At 37.3% G+C, this 20,644-nt stretch carries 21 protein-coding genes and 1 tRNA gene; 17 read left to right on the top strand and 5 right to left on the bottom strand.

The window, feature by feature from the left end; translation table 11 throughout:
* Nucleotides 1-17: 17 nt before the first annotated feature.
* From KIM67_RS09445 to KIM67_RS09485, 9 genes are all read left to right on the top strand, one after another.
* Nucleotides 18-1,055: a sugar kinase gene (locus tag KIM67_RS09445; RefSeq protein ID WP_213831084.1), complete on the top strand. Its 1,038-nt coding sequence runs from the start codon at nt 18-20 to the stop codon at nt 1,053-1,055.
* 3 nt (nt 1,056-1,058) lie between these two features.
* On the top strand, nt 1,059-1,730 hold the full coding sequence (locus tag KIM67_RS09450) for a bifunctional 4-hydroxy-2-oxoglutarate aldolase/2-dehydro-3-deoxy-phosphogluconate aldolase (RefSeq protein WP_213831085.1): 672 nt from the start codon (nt 1,059-1,061) through the stop codon (nt 1,728-1,730).
* Between the two features lies 1 nt (nt 1,731).
* Nucleotides 1,732-2,706: a TRAP transporter substrate-binding protein gene (locus KIM67_RS09455; protein ID WP_163419656.1), complete on the top strand. Its 975-nt coding sequence runs from the start codon at nt 1,732-1,734 to the stop codon at nt 2,704-2,706.
* On the top strand, nt 2,706-3,215 hold the full coding sequence (locus tag KIM67_RS09460) for a TRAP transporter small permease (RefSeq protein WP_250149219.1): 510 nt from the start codon (nt 2,706-2,708) through the stop codon (nt 3,213-3,215). The genes KIM67_RS09455 and KIM67_RS09460 overlap by 1 nt, the downstream gene beginning before the upstream one ends.
* The gene (locus KIM67_RS09465; RefSeq protein WP_213831086.1) at nt 3,181-4,476 is read left to right on the top strand and encodes a TRAP transporter large permease; all 1,296 of its coding nucleotides are present in this window, start codon (nt 3,181-3,183) and stop codon (nt 4,474-4,476) included. Before KIM67_RS09460 ends, KIM67_RS09465 begins: the two co-directional genes overlap by 35 nt.
* Nucleotides 4,477-4,805: 329 nt before the next feature.
* A complete protein-coding gene (locus tag KIM67_RS09470) occupies nt 4,806-6,695 on the top strand; it encodes an ATP-binding protein (RefSeq protein WP_213831087.1) in 1,890 nt (629 codons plus the stop codon).
* 3 nt (nt 6,696-6,698) lie between these two features.
* Nucleotides 6,699-7,349 carry a response regulator transcription factor gene (locus KIM67_RS09475; RefSeq protein WP_213831088.1) on the top strand — a complete coding sequence of 217 codons (651 nt, stop codon included), beginning with the start codon at nt 6,699-6,701 and terminating at the stop codon, nt 7,347-7,349.
* 154 nt (nt 7,350-7,503) lie between these two features.
* Entirely contained in the window at nt 7,504-7,929 is a 426-nt protein-coding gene (locus KIM67_RS09480; protein ID WP_163419651.1) for a hypothetical protein, read from the top strand.
* Nucleotides 7,930-7,947: 18 nt separating this feature from the next.
* The gene (locus KIM67_RS09485) at nt 7,948-8,556 is read left to right on the top strand and encodes an SIMPL domain-containing protein (protein WP_213831089.1); all 609 of its coding nucleotides are present in this window, start codon (nt 7,948-7,950) and stop codon (nt 8,554-8,556) included.
* A 210-nt stretch (nt 8,557-8,766) separates the two neighbouring features.
* Here KIM67_RS09485 and KIM67_RS09490 read toward each other — a convergent pair whose 3' ends face one another.
* Nucleotides 8,767-9,009: a hypothetical protein gene (locus KIM67_RS09490; protein ID WP_213831090.1), complete on the bottom strand. Its 243-nt coding sequence runs from the start codon at nt 9,007-9,009 to the stop codon at nt 8,767-8,769.
* 319 nt (nt 9,010-9,328) lie between these two features.
* On the opposite strand from KIM67_RS09490, the gene KIM67_RS09495 reads away from it, so the two are divergent.
* The gene (locus KIM67_RS09495; protein ID WP_213831091.1) at nt 9,329-9,904 is read left to right on the top strand and encodes a glycoside hydrolase family 19 protein; all 576 of its coding nucleotides are present in this window, start codon (nt 9,329-9,331) and stop codon (nt 9,902-9,904) included.
* 90 nt (nt 9,905-9,994) lie between these two features.
* Here the strand turns inward: KIM67_RS09495 and KIM67_RS09500 are convergent, their stop codons facing one another.
* The gene (locus KIM67_RS09500) at nt 9,995-12,568 is read right to left on the bottom strand and encodes a toxin-antitoxin system YwqK family antitoxin (protein WP_213831092.1); all 2,574 of its coding nucleotides are present in this window, start codon (nt 12,566-12,568) and stop codon (nt 9,995-9,997) included.
* A 190-nt stretch (nt 12,569-12,758) separates the two neighbouring features.
* Between KIM67_RS09500 and KIM67_RS09505 the strand changes: the two genes are divergently transcribed.
* From KIM67_RS09505 to KIM67_RS09535, 7 genes are all read left to right on the top strand, one after another.
* Nucleotides 12,759-12,842: transfer RNA gene (locus tag KIM67_RS09505), tRNA-Leu, on the top strand.
* A gap of 173 nt (nt 12,843-13,015) precedes the next feature.
* Nucleotides 13,016-13,915, top strand: a complete 900-nt coding sequence (locus tag KIM67_RS09510; RefSeq protein ID WP_213831093.1) for a MerR family transcriptional regulator — start codon at nt 13,016-13,018, stop codon at nt 13,913-13,915.
* A gap of 21 nt (nt 13,916-13,936) precedes the next feature.
* On the top strand, nt 13,937-15,391 hold the full coding sequence (locus tag KIM67_RS09515) for an NAD(P)/FAD-dependent oxidoreductase (protein WP_213831094.1): 1,455 nt from the start codon (nt 13,937-13,939) through the stop codon (nt 15,389-15,391).
* Between the two features lie 5 nt (nt 15,392-15,396).
* A complete protein-coding gene (locus tag KIM67_RS09520) occupies nt 15,397-16,236 on the top strand; it encodes a phytoene/squalene synthase family protein (protein ID WP_213831095.1) in 840 nt (279 codons plus the stop codon).
* Nucleotides 16,237-16,686, top strand: a complete 450-nt coding sequence (locus KIM67_RS09525; protein ID WP_213831096.1) for a sterol desaturase family protein — start codon at nt 16,237-16,239, stop codon at nt 16,684-16,686. It abuts the gene before it with no gap.
* Complete coding sequence (crtD, locus tag KIM67_RS09530) at nt 16,686-18,152, top strand: 1-hydroxycarotenoid 3,4-desaturase CrtD (RefSeq protein WP_213831097.1); 1,467 nt, start codon at nt 16,686-16,688, stop codon at nt 18,150-18,152. Before KIM67_RS09525 ends, crtD begins: the two co-directional genes overlap by 1 nt.
* A gap of 1 nt (nt 18,153) precedes the next feature.
* A complete protein-coding gene (locus KIM67_RS09535; RefSeq protein ID WP_213831098.1) occupies nt 18,154-18,795 on the top strand; it encodes a carotenoid biosynthesis protein in 642 nt (213 codons plus the stop codon).
* Here KIM67_RS09535 and KIM67_RS09540 read toward each other — a convergent pair.
* The 3 genes from KIM67_RS09540 to KIM67_RS09550 are packed head-to-tail and all read right to left on the bottom strand — an operon-like array spanning nt 18,778 to nt 20,617.
* Entirely contained in the window at nt 18,778-19,491 is a 714-nt protein-coding gene (locus KIM67_RS09540; protein WP_213831099.1) for a DUF3291 domain-containing protein, read from the bottom strand. The genes KIM67_RS09535 and KIM67_RS09540 overlap by 18 nt on opposite strands.
* Nucleotides 19,492-20,052, bottom strand: a complete 561-nt coding sequence (locus KIM67_RS09545) for a TlpA disulfide reductase family protein (protein ID WP_213831100.1) — start codon at nt 20,050-20,052, stop codon at nt 19,492-19,494.
* A 4-nt stretch (nt 20,053-20,056) separates the two neighbouring features.
* Nucleotides 20,057-20,617 (bottom strand): TlpA disulfide reductase family protein, encoded by a 561-nt coding sequence (locus KIM67_RS09550; RefSeq protein WP_213831101.1) that lies wholly within the window; start codon nt 20,615-20,617, stop codon nt 20,057-20,059.
* Nucleotides 20,618-20,644 lie beyond the last annotated feature (27 nt).

Below are 20,644 nucleotides of genomic sequence, written 5' to 3' on the forward strand. Positions count from 1 at the left end.
AGCTAAACCTATCCAATATGAAAAAAGTTGTCACCTTTGGTGAAATTATGCTGCGCTTAGCCCCTCCCGGATTTTTAAGATTTTCTCAAACCAATTCATTTGACGCCATCTACGGTGGTGGTGAGTCGAATGTTGCTGTTTCTTTGGCAAATTATGGGATTCCCGTTGATTTTGTAACGCGTCTTCCGGACAATGACCTGGGTAAATGTGCCATGATGGAACTACGCAAACGTGGTGTAGGTGTGGATAATATTCATTGGGGAGGAGAACGTTTGGGAATTTATTTTTTAGAGACCGGTGCTGTAGCCAGGGGCAGTAAAGTAGTTTATGATAGGGCATATTCGGCAATATCTCAAATTGAAAAGGGAACGATTGATTGGAAAACCGTTTTTAAAGATGCTGATTGGTTCCACTGGACCGGTATTACGCCTGCAATTTCCCAAGGAGCAGCAGATGCCTGTCTTGAGGCGTGCGAAGTGGCCAGTAGTATGGGAATTACCATATCCACAGACCTCAACTACAGAAAAAAACTATGGAACTATGGTATTGAACCTGAAAAAATCATGACCCCATTAGTCGAGCATTGTGATGTAATTCTTGGTAATGAAGAAGATGCTGAAAAACACTTTGGCATCCATCCCAAAGGTGTTGATGTAACACAAGGCCATTCCGTGAGCACAAAAGCTTTTGAGTCTGTCTGTAAGCAGATGATGGATAAATTCCCAAAAGCCAAAAAAGTGATCACTACGCTACGGGGTTCTATTAGTGCCTCCCACAATACCTGGGCGGGCGTGTTGTACGATGGCAATACACTTTACGAATCTTCTACATACCAGATTACCCATATCGTTGACCGTGTTGGTGGAGGTGATTCTTTTATGGGCGGACTTATATACGGTTTGATCACCCATGATGGTGATGATCAAAAAGCATTGGATTTTGCGGTAGCTGCCTCTTGTTTGAAGCATACCATTAAAGGAGATGCCAATCAGGTTACCGTGGATGAAGTTGAAAAATTAATGTCCGGCGATGCATCCGGGCGTGTAGCTCGATAATATATGGCAAGATTTTCCAGAATAGAAGTAGCAGTAAAAATGAGGGAAACCGGGTTGGTACCAGTCTTTTACCATAGTGACCTTGAAATTTGCAAAAAGGTCGTAAAAGCATCTTATGATGGTGGTGTTCGGGTTTTTGAGTTCACCAATAGAGGTGATTATGCCCATGAAGTCTTTGGAGAGCTGAACAAATGGGCCATAAAAGCCGTTCCAGAAATGATATTGGGCGTTGGTTCCGTAATCGACGCCGGCACAACTTCTTTATATCTGCAATTAGGTAGTAATTTTGTGGTTTCTCCTATATTGAATCCTCAAATGGCAAAAGTCTGTAATAGAAGAAAGGTAGCATGGTCGCCAGGTTGTGGCTCATTGACCGAAATATCATATGCCGAAGAATTGGGCGCCGAAGTCGTGAAGATTTTTCCTGGTATGCAGGTTGGAGGTCCAGATTTTGTAAAGGCGATAAAGGGTCCGTCGCCTTGGTCCAGCATTATGCCTACGGGCGGAGTAAAACCTACCCAGGATAATCTTGAAGCCTGGTTCAGTGCTGGTGTACATTGTGTAGGGATGGGCAGCCAACTCTTTAAAAAAGAACTCATCAGTTCTGGCGCCTTTGAAAATATTACTTCCGAAGTAAAAAAGGCTTTGGGTATTATTAAAAATCTAAAAGCTTAATTTGAAATCAATATCTTTTTTTAGTCTGCTAAGTCTCTTAATTCTCTTATCCTGCGATTCGCAGAAAGAGGAAAAAATATTGCGGCTGGCCCATGGGCTCGACACCAATCACCCAGTACACCAAGCCATGGTACATCTAGGAGAGCGATTGGAAGAAACTTCCGAGGGTAAATTAAAGGTCATTATTTATCCTAGTGGGCAGTTGGGAGCGGAACGCGAATGTTTGGAATTACTTCAAATTGGCAGTTTGGACGTTACAAAGGTCTCTGCTGCTGTATTGGAAAATTTTGTTCCTGAATATAAGGTTTTAAGCGTCCCATACATCTTTAGGGATAAAGCACATTCCCATAACGTATATGATAGTGAAGTTGGAAAGCGATTTTTGACGAAGGGTGAAAATTATCGTCTACGGGGTCTCTGTTTTTATGATGCCGGGAGCCGTAGCTTTTATACCAAAGACAGGCCAATAATTACCCCATCCGATTTAGAAGGAATGAAAATACGCGTACAGAAAAGTAATATGGCCGTTGCAATGGTCCAGCAATTGGGCGGCTCTCCTACTCCAATTTCTTGGGGCGAATTGTATACTGCCCTACAACAAGGTGTAGTGGATGGAGCAGAGAACAATCTACCCAGTTTTCATACATCTAAACATTACGAGGTATGCAAGTTTTATAGTTTTGATGAACATACTGCCGTTCCAGATGTACTGCTGATAGGAACTGTAACATGGAACAGGCTTAATGATCAGGAAAGAAAATGGTTGCAGGAGGCTGCCAATGCTTCCGCTATTTATCAAAGAGAAGTATGGGCACAAGCAGAAGATGAGGCCTTGCGGGTTATTAAAGAAGCTGGTGTAGCGGTAAATTACCCCGACAAAGCGTTGTTTGCGAACAAAACAAGAGCGTTTGATGAACTGTTTGAAGAAGGTTCTGAAGCTTCTCAATTAATGCATGCCATTAAGGAAATAAAATAATGCGAAAAAAAATAGACTTGGTACTGGAGAAACTGCTTATCATCATCATGATAATCATGTTGATTTCCGTAATCTGGCAGGTTTTTTCCAGATATATTTTGGGAAGCCCAAGTACACTTACCGATGAGATTGCCAGTTATTCCTTGATTTGGCTAGGACTCTACGGAGCGGCCTATGCTACTGGGAAAGAGCTTCATTTGGCTATCGATCTTATTCCCATTACCACCATCAATAAAGCCCCTATTTTTTATTCTGGCATAGTAACTTTTGCCATAGTCATATTCGCTCTGATGGTCATGGTGATCGGTGGCACTAATTTATGTTACCTAACCTTTCTACTGAAGCAGAAATCGGCAGCGTTGGAAATTCCGTTGGGAATGGTGTACAGCGCCATTCCTTTATCGGGTTTATTGATATCCTATTACAGCTTGGATACTTTTATTAAAAGACGTCGTACTTATTTAAAAAATAAAAATGGATTATACAGAAGCACTGATATTGGTCATTAGTTTTGTCATTCTCATGGCAATGCGCGTGCCCATTGCCTACAGCATTGGGGTTTCTGCATTGTTCACCTTACTTGTGTCCATGCCTACCCTTCCTGCTATTACTACGTTGTCGCAGCGTATGGCCACTTCATTGGATAGTTTTGCGCTATTGGCCATTCCATTTTTTATTCTAGCAGGCCAAGTAATGAACCGTGGTGGTATTGCACGTCGTCTTATCGATTTTGCCAAGGCGATTGTGGGTCCATTGCCTGGTGGTTTAGCTTTTGTAAATATAATTGCTTGTATGCTCTTTGGAGCAATTTCAGGTTCTGCGGTGGCAGCAGCATCTGCAATTGGCGGGTTTATGAATCCTATGATGGAAAAAGAGGGTTATGACAAATCTTTCAGTGCAGCTGTGAACATTACCAGTGCTACTACCGGATTGATCATCCCTCCCAGTAATATCTTGATTATCTATTCTCTAGCTAGTGGTGGGGTTAGCATTGCTGCATTGTTCTTGGCGGGTTATGTCCCTGGTATTCTAATCGGTCTTGCATTAATGTTGGTTGCTGGAATTTATTCGTTCCTAAAAAAATATCCCACTGAAAAAGGTGTTGGTATTAAAGTTTTTTTAAAGCGATTTATCAGCGCCCTTCCCAGCCTGTTATTATTGGTGGTTGTTATAGGCGGAATCGTAGCTGGAATCTTTACTGCTACCGAAGCATCTGCCGTAGCGGTTGTCTACACCTTTGTATTGGCCTTTGCCTATAAAGAAATAACCTTAAAGGATGTTCCTACCATTTTATTGGAGACTACAAAGACTTCCGCAATTGTTATGCTTTTGATCGCTACATCGGTCGCAATGAGTTGGGTCATGAGCTATGAGAGCATCCCCCAAGAAATCAGTGCTGGACTTTTAGGCATTAGTAGTAACCCTATTGTCATCTTGATCATCATCAACTTGATTTTGTTGTTTGTAGGGATTTTTATGGACATGACTCCTGCTGTATTGATTTTTACTCCCATATTTCTCCCCATTGTCACTGCAATGGGCATTGATCCCATTCATTTTGGAATCATTATGATTCTCAACCTTTGTATTGGGCTTTGTACACCTCCCGTGGGCTCAGTGCTTTTTGTGGGCTGTGGTGTTGCCAATTTAAAAATTCAACAGGTGGTTAAACCTTTGCTCCCTTTGTTTATTATGATGTTATTTGTGCTGGTATTGGTTACCTATATCCCCGAATTAAGCCTTTGGGTTCCTAAATTATTTGGGTTTTAAATTTCTTATGATTCAAAACGGTAGTAACATCTTCTGATAAAGTCCACTTTATTACATTCCATAGTGGCATTCATTTAATACACCCAATTACTTATTCTAAATCGGGGATTATCCCTTAAAACAGTGATGTGGGTAGAAATCATAGTGGCTAACTTTGTCGTTGGGTTTGACATAACTCCGATAGCGGAAGAATGTTAAACCAATAATACGAATTATGATGGGAAGTATCATAAAAAATCAATAGAACACAAACTGTAGAGGTAATATGATGCTGAGATTCGCTTTCTTATTAAATAGTTTAATTTTAAGTTTTGGAAACATATCCGCCTATGGTTCATAAAAAAGGATACCCTATTATTTTTCTAATCATTGCTATTTTCTGTGTTTTCAATCTAAAAGCGCAGGAAGGTGTCCGATTTCATGCGTTTGGAGAAATCCCTAGAAGTATAAGTGACTCGCTTTACCAAACGCTCAAAAATGCAAAAACTACGAATGATAGGCTCGATGCAATCTATACCATAGCTGAAGAACATGTCCTATACGGCAACCCAGATTCTGTCATCCACTATGCCGAAAGGTTGGATAAATTGTCGAGCAATGTAGATTACCTACGCAAAGTACGGGCTAAACGCCTTTTAGGGATAGGCAAGTTTATGAACGGCCTTTATAATAGAGCTTTTGAAGCATATGTTCAAGGCTTGGAAATCCCACAAAACAAAAGTACGCTGGACGAAGTCAACAAGGTAAACTTTGGTTTGGGAGAGGTATACTATGTAAGAAATGAATTGGATAAGGCAACCATACAATTCACAAAACTCTTGGCTCAAAATATAGATAGCCCACTACTGAGCAAGGTCAATTTTTACTCTGGAAACATTGACCTTAGGGAAAGGGATTATGAAAGCGCCAGAACATTTTATAGCAAGGCCGATTCTTTATGCGATTCTATAATAAATCCAAAACTTAAGCTACAGATACAACTGGGCTTTGGTAAATTGGATGTTGCGGAAAATAACATTGACAACGCATTAGGGATTTTTGAAAACGTTATGCAAAGTGCCCTCAACAGTAAATTTTATGGTCTCTACACCGAGGCTGTCCTTGAGTATGGGAAAATAAGTACGCAATTGGGCAGGTATGAGGTTGCAGAAATGGCCTTGGCCATGGCTTATACCAATGCAATTCAATGGAATAGATTGGAACTCCAAAAGAGAATTCTAAATAGTTTAAGGAAAACGTATAGTGCAAAAGGTGATTTTGAAAATGCCTATAATCTTACGACACAATATATAGCGGTATCCAATCAGGTCTTGAAGCAGCAAAATAGTAAGGCGCTCAAAGAACTTGAGGTAAAATACAACACCCTTCAAAAAGAGAATCAAATTTTTGAACTGAAAGAACAGCAAATAGAAAAACAAAGCGAGATTGAAAGGCAAAAGACCATTAAAAAGGCCGTTTTGTATGGTTTTGTGATACTTTTGATTCCAATTATAGCACTTTTAGTGGTCTATTATCAAAAACTACAGACCCAGAGTCAATTAAACCAACAGCAAGAGGAGCTGAATTCCCAAAGGATAACAGCACTGTTAAATACCCAGGAATTACAGCTGGCGCGTACTTCTTTGGAAGCACAACAAGAGGAACGACATAGAATAGCCAAACAACTGCATGATAGTATAGGAGGGAATTTGGCCGGTATTAAGCTGCAGTTGGGAAACCTGAAAAACAATCGTCGGTTTCAAACGGAAATCATCAATCACGTAAATGAAACTTATGAATTGGTACGGGATATCTCGCACGACCTTGTTCCGAAAAAATTCCATCAAAATGCTTTTACCAAACTGATAGAGGATTATATTGGTACGATTAGCGAGAATTCAGCAGTCGAGGTTACTATGTCCGCTCATCCCAAAGAAAAAATAAATCAAATGCCCGAAAAGCTGAAGGTGGAGCTCTATCAAGTAATTCAAGAGCTTTTTACCAATACGCTAAAACATGCAAATGCCAATACGATAGAGGTGCATATTAATATTCTAGAAAATACGGTACAACTTATTTTTGAAGATGATGGTGCAGGTTTTGATACCAATAGTGTTAAAAAGGGGATTGGACTTCAGAATATTGAAAGTAGATTGGAAAAATTGGATGCCGAATTGATTATTGATAGTGCTTTAAACCGAGGTACGGCAATAAATATTGAAATTCCCATAAAAGATTAAAAGGTGAAAAAACATAAAATTATAATAGCGGATGATCACAAAATGTTTCTAGATGGACTTTTGAGTATTCTGGCATCAAAAGAAAACTTTGAAATCATCTTAACGGCAGACAACGGAAAAAACGTAGCAAAGTATTTGGACATCAATAACGCCAAAGAATCCATAGACTTAGTAATCACCGATGTCAACATGCCAGAATTTAATGGTATCGAACTTAATAAGCACATCAAAACCAAACATCCGAATACAAAAACTTTGGTAGTTAGTATGCTGCACGATACCAACACCGTTCAAACGTTGACCAAGGACAATGTGGATGGTTATGTTCCGAAGAACGCAGAAAAGGGTGAGCTCATCAAAGCTATTGAGACCATTCTTAAAGGGGAAAAGTATTTTTCCCAAACCATTAAAGATGTTTATTTAAAAGGAATGTTCTCCAATGAGCAATCGCTGACACAATCATTATCAAAAAGAGAGAAAGAGGTTTTAAAATTGATCGCACAAGAATTTACTACCCAAGAAATCGCAGACAAATTATTTCTTAGCAAGCATACCATAGAAAGCTACAGAAAAAACCTCATCTCCAAGTTAGAGGTCAGAAATCTTGCTGGCCTAACAAAATACGCTATTAAATTAGGGCTGTTGGAAGAATAGCGAGGACCATATCCAATGTGCTTCCATAAAAGGTTTCATTAAATTCTAGACCACTCCCTGTAAACAGGGGGTGGTTTTTTACTGAAAAACGGGCTGTATACAGTTCTGGATATCCGCAATTTTGAATCATTAATTAACATAAAAACTTATAATTATGATTTACGGAATTACCTTAATCTTACTTAGCATTATCGCGGTACCATCATTGGTGCTAGCAAAAAAACCAAACGCCAAGGAGTTATTGGAAAAAATTGAACCCTACCAAGGATGGATAGGTTTAGTTTTCTGCTTTTGGGGAGTTTGGGGCATTATCACCAGTATTCTCAATCTTGGATGGTTGACCTCTGCACCTATTTGGTGGATTACACTTTTTGCAGGGAGCTTGGTAGAGGCCACTCTGGGTTTTATGCTCGGTTTTGGATTGATCAACAAGCTTTTCTTGAGCAAGAACGACAAGGCTACCGAAAAAGCAGCAGAACTTCGTTCTAAAATTGCCCCAAAACAAGGAAAGCTTGGTCTGTTGGGTATCGCAGTGGGCATTTGGATGATAGTTGCATCATTCTTATTTACAATTAGTTAAACATAAATAAAAAGCAAAATGAAAAAAATCATTCTAATTGTAATGGTATTGATCACACTAGTAGTGAGGTCACAAAATTCGACAGATCAAAGAAATACCGTTTCGGTTTCTGGCAGGGCATTAGTGGATAATGCATCAAAGTCCTACAAAGCCAAAGTGGTCCTTAACATGGATCAGGTGCGTTATTCAAATCCCGATTGCAAAACCTTAGAGGAGTTGAAAGAAAAGTTTTTTGAAAAGTTAAAAGCCAATGGTTTTGAACTTACTTCTTTTAGAGAGAATAAGATGGAATTTATCGCTTACGGTTATCAAAGCGACGGAACTGTTTTTGATTTTGAAACCTCTGATTTTGAAAAGGTAATGGCACTAACAAAAGTTAGAATGACTGGAGTGACCACTACTTTTCAATACAAATCTACCGTATCTGAAGCGATGCACAAAAGCTTGATCAAAACAGCAGTCGAAGATGCTAAAAAAAATGCAACACTGGTGTGCAATGTAATCAACAAAAAACTAGGCGGCATAGTTTCCATAAGCGAAAGCTTTCTAAACAATGGCATCTGGTACTCTTACTACAATGGTAATAAAGATTATTTAACCGTTCAAGTGGTTTATGAAATAAATTGAAAATTTAGTTAATTAGTTGGTTTCCGGTCTTTGGGCTTTTAAGTTCATAGGCCGGTTTTTTTGTGTTATGTTTTTTACAGAAGACCTATTTAAATTTTTTAAATGCAATTTGCTATAATAAGTCTCATTTCTTTAAGAGAAATGGTGCTACTAGACGTTAAGATACTGTAGCGAATGTATGAGCGCGTATTGGAAAAACTCTTTTCACCTTTATTCTGAATAATTATCCTTCAAGTGCAAGAGGTTATTGATAATGCCCGAAAGCTCAAAGGAAATAATCTTCTCACCCTTCTTTTCGAACGATGTAATCGAATATGAATAAATTTCCCTGCCTCCTTTTAGTATCGTTACGGAAAAGAGATCTTCATTCGAATCAAAAACTGCTGTACAATCGTAGTTCGTATTCGAGCTGAGCCAATAGCACAGACTATTGATTTGGTTAAACTTGGACATGTTCTCGTTCATGTGGTAGAAAAAACCAACTATTTGGGTGCATTGAAAATAACTTTTTTGTTTTTGATATATTGTATCAACGACCCCGGAACAAATAGGAGCGATTTCAGAAAAAAAGCTTTTCAACAGCTACTGACATAAGAATCCCGCGTTTTGACCACTTCACTTTAAAGAAGCAACTTTAACACTTCTCATGCGTTTTTAACAAACCAAAAAGATATTCGTCAGCGTAAATATTAATGTATGGTGATGGATTTAAATATTATGAATTACTGTAATGGAATCCATCTTCAATTGTTTTAAAAACATTTGGATAAGAATGATAAACAGGACCTTTTTCTTCGATTATATAAGACATCGTCTCCATTTTGGAAGACTATCCCAAAACCAAGTAAATGGCTATACACTGCTTCTTGATTATTGGGAGACCAACCAATTGAAAGATACAAGGTGGTTGGCCTATGTTCTTGCGACCACCTATCATGAAACGGACAAGACCATAAGGCCCTTAGTCGAATATGGAAAAGGAAGAGGCAAAGAATATGGCAAAAGAGATCCTGATACTGGTCAGACATATTATGGGCGTGGTTATGTACAATTGACCTGGAAAGAAAACTACAGGAAATATTCAGAAATACTCGGCATTGATTTGGTCAACAATCCCGATTTGGCATTGGACCAAAATGTTGCGACAGAGATATTGTTCCACGGCATGGTAAACGGTATATTTACCGGCAAAAAACTGATGGACTACTTCAATACAGATACATTAGATTGGTACAATGCCCGAAAGATTGTCAATGGGAACGACAAAAAATTTATAATAGGCGACTACGGCAAAGAATTTTTCGCAGCAATTTCTTTTAATTTTATGGCCAATACTAATTCACTCTAGAGAGAATTTGAACAATTCCCTTTATAAAGAATTTAGTTTCATGTATATACAGCCTAAAAGGGCAACATAGTAAATGTCTTTTACATCAACTCAATAAAGATCTTTGTAATTAATATAGTTTAATCCAAGATTGAGTTTTTCAATTTGTGAATTAAGACCCAACTGAATTTTCTCCGAAGCTTTGAACACTATACCATTATTTTTGGATTCTATCTCCACTTCCATGGAATCCTTGGTTTTGACACAGCGTATTTTTTCCAAATCGTTATTGTAGTTGTAAATAGGAACCATCCACAGTTCGCCATCTATAAAATTACCATTTCTGAATGTTGCACTGTGCATTTTTGCGCCTTTCATATTATAACGGTCTACAGTGCCATCCAAACTATTGTTTCTGAGAACAAATTCATATTTTTTATTTTTGGATGATGGATAGTACACAATTATATTCTGTAAACCGTCCTCTTTGTAAATGGTATAGAAATCGCCTGTTTTTTTCTCTGCTAGGCTACTGACCAGTTTGCCTTTCTCATATAGTTCGGTTCTCTTATCGTTATATGTCGACACGATCATTTTTCCTTGATAGGGAGCATCGTTCTTGTAGATAATATTGGCAATGGTATTTCCTTTTCCGTCAAAATAAGCAGCTTCACCCTCTAGTTTGTCGTTGATGTAATGTATATAGGATGTGACTTTACCATAAGTATCGTAAAACGTAAATTTACCATCTCGCAAACCAGCTTTGTACTGACCATCTCCCAGTACTTGACTTCCGTAACCGTATTCTTCATACAATCCATCTTTAAGGCCGTTCTTATAGGTATGTTTATTTCGTTTTTGATGGTCATAGAATGTACCTTCGAAAGGTTCACCGTCTTTAAATTTCATAGATGACAAAAGCACTCCAGATCTATCATAAATTTTAGCCTCGCTCGTAACATCGATATCCTCCATTAAAACATAATCCTTTTCTCGACCTGTCGAAACGTAAACATCTTCGTAGCGTAAAAGACGAACGTTTTTACCATCCTTCCATATTTCTTTCCTTTTGATTCTATCGGCACCATAAAAAAACTCGTACAGGGTTCCTTCATTTTTTTTGTAATCAAAAGATCCTATTTGGGTACCCTGTTCGTCATAAAACTTGCCAAAAACCTCTTTGTAGTTCTCAAAATCGATATCTGACCTTACTTGTCCGTTGCTGTAGTATGATATCTTTTTCTTGTAATTATAACCATCCGTATCATAGATTTTCTCTTCTTTATATGGCAGGCCTGTATCATAATTGTACGATATGTAATAGTCTCTCGCTAGCTTGGAATCTTTATAAATCTGTGAGGAGGTTATTCTTCCATCACGGTCTACTGTAAATTGTTCCCCGTCTTTAGGAGCATAGTACTTCTCGTCATCCAAAATCATTTTTCCGATAACTGCTCCAGATTTATTAAAAAATTGTTCCGTATATCCGTCACGTTTTTTAAAAACAATATTTGACTCTGGATAGTAGACCGTTTCCTGAAGAAGCTTCCCATCTTTATATTTTTTTATGGCACCCGTTACCAAAAGCTCGGTACCCTCGTAGGGCGCATAATTCTTAAACAACAAAGAATCCATTACAGCACCTTCGGTGTCATAATAGAGAATCTTTTCCCTGTAATTTTTATCGGAATATGTAGTATAGGAAAAGAGTTTACCATTTTTAAAATTCCTGACCCAGCTTAAGCGTTCATTTTTATAGTTGGATATGCTTGACGGCACGAACTCTTTACCCTCTCTCTGTTTTTTGTAGTCAAAAGCATATTTCTTCCCATTTACGGGGACCAATCTATTTTCTTTTAATCTGTAGCTTACTTCACCCAATTCTTTTCCAGTCTCATCATAATAAACTGTTTTGTAGTCAGGCTCAGAAATCAATTCTTCCCTAATCTGTCCAGAAATATCATAAAAGTCAGCGCCTAAATAAGTCTTATTTTTATAATAACTTATCTGGTATATTCCGTCTAGACCCTTTCTAAAATAAGCTTCTGACCCATTTATTGGACTGCCCCTATCGTAGGACATTTGAGCAACCAATTTACCGTTTTTGTCATAATACTTTGATTTAACCCTTCCGTAGTTATCCTCGTCAGTCAACGTATACGTCTCGCCCCTAATACCATTTAGGCCATTCTTATGGGTAATTTCTATAACCGTGTCCTTGTCAATCTCCTTATAGTACTGTGTACCATAGGACATTATATTTTGTTTGCCCGAAACAAATTTTCCATTTTCATAATTGGCAGTTAATTCTTGACCGTGTAGTGAAGTAATGAATTTACCTTCCAATTTATTGTCAACATAATTTCCTTTTTGAAGTAAAGAACCATTATTATTGTACCAGGTAACCTCACCATGCCAATAATCTTTATCCTCAAATTTTGAGACCCCTTCCATCTGAATCTGTCCGTTGATATAAAAATCCTTTATCAAAAACAAACCATCACTTTTCACCACAGGAGGCCTAAAAAAAGCTGCATTATTTTTATCGGTTGTCTTCCAAGCTGCATCGTACCATATTGTATCGTTTTGTGCAAATAGTGAAAGATCGGAACATAAAATAACCAACGTTAGTACACAGTATATTTTTTGTTTTCCAAAATCGTTCATCAAAAATTTCTTTATCATATCATGAAATTAAATAGTTAAGCCAAAAGTATGCGCACCATAATTTGAATCCTACCCTGTTTTCAGTGGAATTTTTAAATCATCTTAAAATGGATGAAATACAGCAAACGTAAAAATGGATTTGATATTACTTGCACCATCTAGCTTGCAATTTAGGTATTTTGATTATTTTTGCAGCCCAATTATTAATGCCCACGTGGTGGAATTGGTAGACACGCTACCTTGAGGGGGTAGTGTTCGAAAGGACGTGCTGGTTCGACTCCAGTCGTGGGCACAAAACCGCAGATTGCTGCGGTTTTTTTATTGTATAAATGGCTTTTTGCCAAGGTTTTGCTTAAAAACTTCAAAAAAAACCTGCATTTTAATAAAACCTCTATAAATTTTATCCTAACATATTAGGTTAGCATCATTTAAATTGTAAATTTGTTTAACGTTTACAGTCAAAAGATGAACAATGTAAAAAAGTCTTTCAGTATAAGGGATATGGAAAATCTTTCTGGTATTAAAGCGCATACCATTAGGATTTGGGAAAAAAGATATAATCTTTTTCAGCCAGAACGTACCGTCACAAATATAAGAACGTATAGTTTAAGTAGTTTGCAAAAACTTTTGAACATAACACTTCTATACAATAATGGGTATAAGATTTCTAAAATAGCTAAACTTGAAGAATCTCATATTCCAGTTATTGTAAGGGAGATCGTGTCTAACAATAGTGAAAAAAATCATGCCATAAATGCATTTAAATTGGCGATGATCAATTTTGACCAGACCCTATTTTTAAACACCTACAACAGTTTATTGACAGAAAGGTCATTTAGGGACATATTCAACGAAGTGTTCATTCCACTCCTGAACGAACTGGGTCTTTTGTGGCAAACAGATACCATAAGTCCGTCCCATGAGCATTTCATTACCCATTTGATAAAACAAAAAATCTATATCAATACAGAAAAGTTGCAAATGGTGGAACCTACACAAAAAGATAAGGTTTTTGCACTCTTCCTTCCTGAGAATGAAATCCACGAAATTGGATTACTTTATCTGAACTATGAGATTACCCTGAGAGGTTATAAATCAATTTATCTAGGACAAACAATGCCCATAGAAAGTTTGGTGGATTTACTTAAATACTACAGTAATGTCCACTTTGTTTCTTATTTCACTGTTTCCCCCACCAAAGACGAGCTGACCTCATATTTTGAGAAATTTTCAAAAACATTGAATATATCCGGTAGTTCCAAACTATACGTTTTGGGCCATCAGATACAATACATAGCAAAGGAAGAACTTCCTAATACCATAAGAACCTTTAATTCGATTGAGCATTTAATAGGTTCGCTCTAATTTTAAGTTGTAGTTGCCCCGATGAAAAAAGTTGTGATTATAGGTTCTGGTTTTTCCTCACTTTCAGCTTCATGCTACATGGCAAGAGCTGGATACGACGTAGAAATCTTTGAGAAAAACAATACCGTAGGTGGACGTGCAAGACAATTGGTGAAAGAAGGGTTTACTTTTGATATTGGCCCTAGCTGGTATTGGATGCCCGATATTTTCGACAAATTTTTTGCAGATTTTGGCAAAAAAACTTCAGACTATTACCAACTGGATAAATTAAGTCCCGCTTACAAAATCTTTTTTGATGATGATATAATCACAATTGGTGATTGCATGGATAAAATATGTGAGGAATTTGAAAGAATCGAAAGTGGCAGTGGAAAACACTTAAAGCAATTCATTGGCAAGGCCCAAGAGAATTATGACATAGCGATCAATAAAGTTGTTCTTCGACCTGGATTATCCCCTTTTGAGCTGGTTACCAAGGAAACAGTACTTAGAGTAGATCAATTTTTTAAAACCATAAGTCAAGAAGTACGAAAGCGTTTTAAAAATCCAAAACTGATTTCCACACTAGAGTTCCCCGTGCTTTTCTTAGGAGCAAAACCAAGTAAAACACCTTCTTTTTATAGTTTTATGAATTTTGCTGATTTTGGTTTGGGCACATGGCATCCAAAAGGCGGTATGTATGAAATTATAAAAGCCATGAGAAGACTTGCAGAAGAATTGGGCGTTACCATACATACAGAAAGTGCTGTTGACAAAATTAATGTTACCAATGGAAAAGTTTCTGGTATCAGTAGTAAGGAGAATGTCATAAACGCAGATTTTGTGATAAGTGGTGCAGACTATCACCATTCAGAAACGTTATTAGAAGAGAAGTACAGACAGTATTCTGAAAGCTATTGGGATAAGAAAACCTACGCACCTTCTTCATTGCTATTTTATGTCGGGTTTGATAAAAAACTGAAAAACATAGAACATCATAACCTCTTTTTCGATACAGATTTTGAAAAGCATGCACAAGAGATTTATGACAACCCACAATGGCCAAGTGATCCGTTGTTTTATGTAAACTTTCCATCCGTGACAGATTCCTCTATGGCCCCAGAAGGTTGTGAAACAGGTTTTTTTCTCGTTCCCATTGCTCCAGACCTTGAAGACACACCACAATTAAGAGACCAATACTTTGACATTATAATAGATAGATTCGATAAACGCACGCAACAGGATGTTAAAAAATCTATTATCTTTAAAGAAAGCTTTTGTGTAAACGACTTTGTGGAACAGTACAACTCGTACAAAGGAAATGCTTATGGCATGGCCAATACCCTAAGTCAGACAGCTTTTTTAAGACCAAACCTTAGAAGCAATAAAGTAAAGAACCTGTATTTTACCGGTCAGCTAACCGTTCCGGGGCCTGGTGTTCCACCATCGTTGATATCGGGAAAACTGGTGTCCGATTTGATAATTAAAAATACCTAACTAAGATGAAAACTATTTTTGACAACGTATCCTACAATTGCAGTAAGATTGTGACAGAATCTTACAGTACTTCATTTGCATTGGCCACAAAAATGCTATCATCATCCATTAGGGGCGATATATATAATATTTACGGATTTGTTCGTTTTGCCGATGAAATTGTGGACACGTTTCATGATTATGATAAAAAGATGCTTTTCGAAAATTTTGAAAAAGCCATGAACGATGCTATCGATAATAAAATCAGTTTAAATCCGATTCTAAATTCTTTTCAAAGTACCTATCACAAATATGACATCCCCTTCCATTTGGTAGAAGCTTTTATGAAAAGCATGCGAATGGATCTTTCAAAGAAAAAGTACCACACCTTTGAGGAATATCAGGAATACATTTATGGTTCCGCCGACGTGGTAGGTTTAATGTGCCTGTGTGTTTTCGTAGATGGTGACAAAGACAAATATGAAGAATTAAAAGATTCTGCAATGGCTTTGGGGTCAGCATTTCAAAAAGTAAACTTTCTAAGGGATTTAAAGGCTGATTACGAACTATTGGAACGCACCTATTTTCCAAATACCAATTTAATGGAATTGGACGAGGCTTCTAAAAAAAGAATTGTAGATGAAATTAAAGCAGACTTTGCATTAGGATATTCGGGCATTGTAAAATTACCAGAACAAGCTAAGTTTGGAGTTTATACCGCTTACAAGTATTATAACAAACTTCTCCAAAAACTGCAGAGCACACCACCTTTGGAAATAAAAAATACGCGAATCCGTGTTCCAAATTACCAAAAATTCGGACTTTTGGCACAATCTTATGTCAACTATAAATTACAGCTTGTCTAAATGAAAATTGCCCTTACGATTCTTATCTTTTTTGGAACTTTTTCCATTATGGAGTTTATGGCATGGTTCACCCATAAATATGTAATGCACGGTTTTTTATGGAGCTTGCACAAAGATCATCATAAAAAAGACCATGATTCTTGGTTTGAACGAAACGACTTTTTCTTTATTTTTTATGCGGTAGTAAGTATGTCGTTCATAATGATAGCCAACAATACCACTTTTTGGTACGGTTGGCCAATCGGTTTTGGAATATTGGCATATGGGATAGCGTATTTCTTTGTACATGATATTTTTATCCATCAACGTTTTAAGCTCTTTAGAAATGCTAACCATTGGTATGCCAAAGGTGTACGAAGAGCCCATAAGATGCACCATAAACACCTAGGAAAAGATAAAGGTGAGTGCTTTGGAATGTTGTTCGTTCCCTTTAAATATTTCAAAAAATAATGCCTAAAGCCATTGTTATTGGCGCTGGTATTGGTGGAATAGCCACCGCAATCCGTTTAAGGGCCAAGAACTATAACGTACTTGTATTTGAGGCCAATGACTATCCTGGTGGCAAACTACATTCAAAACAGGTAAACGGATATCGTTTTGATTTAGGCCCTTCGTTATTTACCATGCCACACTTTGTAGACGAGCTCTTTCGACTTCATAATCAAAAACCTGAAGATTATTTTAACTACGTTCAAAAAGATACGGTCTGTAATTACTTTTGGGACGACGGTACTAGGTTTTCGGCCAAGTCCAAAAAAGAAACCTTCGTTAAAGATGCTTCAGAAACCTTTGATGAGCCTAAGGAAAAAATAGCGGATTATTTGGAAAGAAGTCAGATAAAATACGATTTGACTGCATCGCTGTTTCTTGAAAAGTCATTACACAAGTTAACCACCTATCTTTCAAAAGATACCGTCAAAGCCATTTTGCAGCTGGGAAAGTTGGATATAAACGCATCTTTAGACCATTCCAACAAAAAGGCATTCGAGAGCGAAAAGCTTGTCCAACTTTTTAATAGGTATGCAACCTATAATGGTTCCTCTCCTTATCAAACACCGGGAATAATGTCTATGATACCACATTTGGAAATGCATTATGGCACATTTTTCCCAAAGGGTGGAATGCACCAAATAACGCAATCTCTTTTTAATTTGGCGAATGATGTTGGGGTAGAATTTAAATTTGGCGAAGCGGTTGAGGAAATCAATATAGCTAACAAAAAGGCTGAAGGGATAAAATCTCAAAACGGCTTCTACGAATCGGATATCGTAGTTTCCAATATGGATATCTATCCTACGTTTAAAAAATTGCTTTCAAAACAAAAACAACCAAAAAAAGTCTTGCAACAAGAACGTTCTAGTTCAGCACTTATTTTTTATTGGGGCATTTCCAAAAGTTTTAAGGAGCTCGATCTTCATAACATTTTTTTCAGTGCTGATTATCAAAAAGAGTTCAAGCACATTTTTGAAGAGAAAAGTCTTTATCACGACCCAACAGTTTATATAAATATTACCAGTAAGGAAGAACCAAGTGATGCACCGGAAAATCACGAAAACTGGTTTGTCATGATCAATGCGCCAGGAAATTATGGACAGGATTGGGAAACCCTGATAAAAGAGAGTAAAAAAAACATTTTACGAAAGCTCAATAATATATTGGGCATAGCTATAGAACAATATATAGATTCAGAATTCATACTGGACCCTGTGGGTATCGAGAACAACACCAGTTCCTACAGAGGAGCATTGTATGGAGCGGCTAGCAATTCAAAATTTTCGGCATTTCTTCGGCATCCTAATTTTAGCTCTTCAATAAACAACCTATTTTTTTGTGGTGGTTCTGTGCATCCGGGAGGAGGTATACCATTGTGCCTATTGTCTGCGAAAATTGTTAGTGACCTAATCCCAGAAGCGTAATATGAGGTTTTTGTCAACATATAAGCTATGGATAGCCATAGGATTGATATGGCTCTTCCATATATCTGGAATCATAGGGATTAGTATAGGATATCAAGATTGGTTTTTAACGAAAACTCCATTAAATCTATTTATCTGTCTGATACTTTTCATCTGGTTGTTTCCTATAAATTCCAAGAAAAAAATAGCAGCTGCGCTATTGTTCTTCTTCATGGGTATGTTTTCAGAGTGGCTCGGCGTTAATTATAGCTTACTCTTTGGCGAGTATGCCTATGGCTCCAATTTTGGCCCTAAATTGGATGGCGTTCCTTTTCTTATTGGTTGCTTATGGGCGTTACTGGCATTTATTACAGCTTCTTTGGTAGAAATATTTAAAATATCTAGGTGGGTAAAGCTTATATTATCCGCTTTGTTAATGGTGGCTCTCGATTTTTTGATGGAACAAAGTGCGCCAAGTTTTGATTTTTGGCTTTTCGAAGGTCATGTACCCATTAAAAACTATGTGACTTGGTTTATACTGGGCTTTATAATGCATTTAGTTATTTGGAAGTACAGAATGTACGGAAACACTATTTTATCCTATAATTTATACGTAGCGCAGTTCCTATTCTTTGGTTATTTCTATCTATTCCCCATTGCTTAGTCTTGGCAAAGGATTTTTTCCACCCCAAGTCCCAATAGATCGGTAGGGCTGAAACCTAGAAAATAATTCTTCCTTATACCATTTCAATTCCCTTGTATGCCCAATCGCTTTTACATGTGTCCTACTCTGATACGCAAAACTGTCAAGAGCAGCTTTGCTTTTCCAAACACTGAATGTTGCCATTTGTTTTATGGGAACTTCACCGAAGCCTTTTGTATAGATGAGACCTTCGTTTGTGAGCAGCTGTTCTTGGGAAACAGGAACATATTTCCAAAATGTATATAATAATTTGGTTTTAATCGTAGCCCTTGTAATAGCAACTACAAACGGATTATTTTCATCTATTTCTTTGCTCTTCTTAAACGGATTTGAACCAGACCACTCCCCCCTACTTATCAAGTTTTTTAAATACAAGCACCAATGTTCCTTGGAACGCGAGCGATATTTTTCCATTAAAGAGGATGTTTCAAAAAAATGACTTGCACAATCTTCATTTTCCCAAATCTGCAGTAGTGCATAAGTACTCCAATCGGGTAATGGGTTGAACCCTTCTTTACCACTCCCCCATAATTTATAGAATTGAAGCCCATCTACTTTCTTAAGGTGTGAATGTGCAAATTGCATCATTAGAAAGGCCCAAAACTTAGCTCCAAAAGAAGGATATTTAAAAATGGTTATCGTAGTAACTTGCCCCATTTATTCCGATAAAAGTTTATTCAGTAGATTTCTGGTATTTTCTGAATTCCAATCGGCCGCACCATGCTCAGCGACTACAATCTTCCCTGATTTACCAATGATGTACGTTGTTGGTATACTTTTATGTGATAATACTGAGGGAATATCGGTCGCTTCAAAAAAAACAGGTAGTTCATATTCTTTTTTATTCAATAAGCTGACCACTTTATCCTGGTCATCATTGGCCACAAATGCAAAAACAACTTCATCTTGGTAATCTGTATGTAACTCAACCAAACTTGGGAGCTCTGCAATACATGGAGGGCACCAAGTTGCCCAAAAATTTAAGAGAATCACTTGTCCCTTTTTTTCTTCAAAATTTAGCGTGTTACCATTCAAATCCAAAAGTTCCCAATCATAATCAATAAGCTTTTGTTTTTCTTCATTCAATACGATATCTGGACTCCCGGCAAAAATCCTACCTGCAAAAACACGTAAATGAAAACCAACGGGCGTGAATAGCATTAAAGCAATAATCAAAATCCATACGATATTACTGACTTGATTTTTTGAAAGCTTCATGGAGCTATTCAGCTATTAATTTATCCAACAGGCCAAACACTTTACTGGTATCCCAGTCAGCTATTTTTTCCTTATAGACCACAATGTTTCCAGATTTGTCTATTAAGTAGGAGGAGGGGACAACATCAGGATTTATGGGCATCTTTTCACCAATGATCAAATAGGTAACAGGAAAGGTGAATTCGTGTTTTTCCATAAATGCTTCAACTGGAGGTCTGTTCTCATTGGTAATAATATAGAAATCCATTTTCTCGTTGTAAGCATCGTACATTGTTTGAATACTGGCCAGCTCCGCTTCACTAGGTAATTTCCATGAGGCCCATAGGTTGATAAAAACTACATTTCCCCTAGATTTCTCAAAGTTGAAAAAATTCCAATCTGCATCTTTCAGCTTCCAATCGTAATCCGTTATTTTTTCTCTGTTCGCTTCTTCAATAACTGGCGGGGAGAACGCAAATAATTTGTTTAGTAGAACTTTTCCGTAATGACCCATGGGGGTAACAAAGAATGAAAGTATAAAAAGTATTACTACGATGTTTATTATAGTCTTTTTATTAATTTTCATTTCATAGAGTGTTTTGTTAAAACTAAA

This window comes from Flagellimonas sp. 389, from assembly GCF_018449435.1.
Classification (GTDB): Bacteria; Bacteroidota; Bacteroidia; order Flavobacteriales; family Flavobacteriaceae; genus Flagellimonas.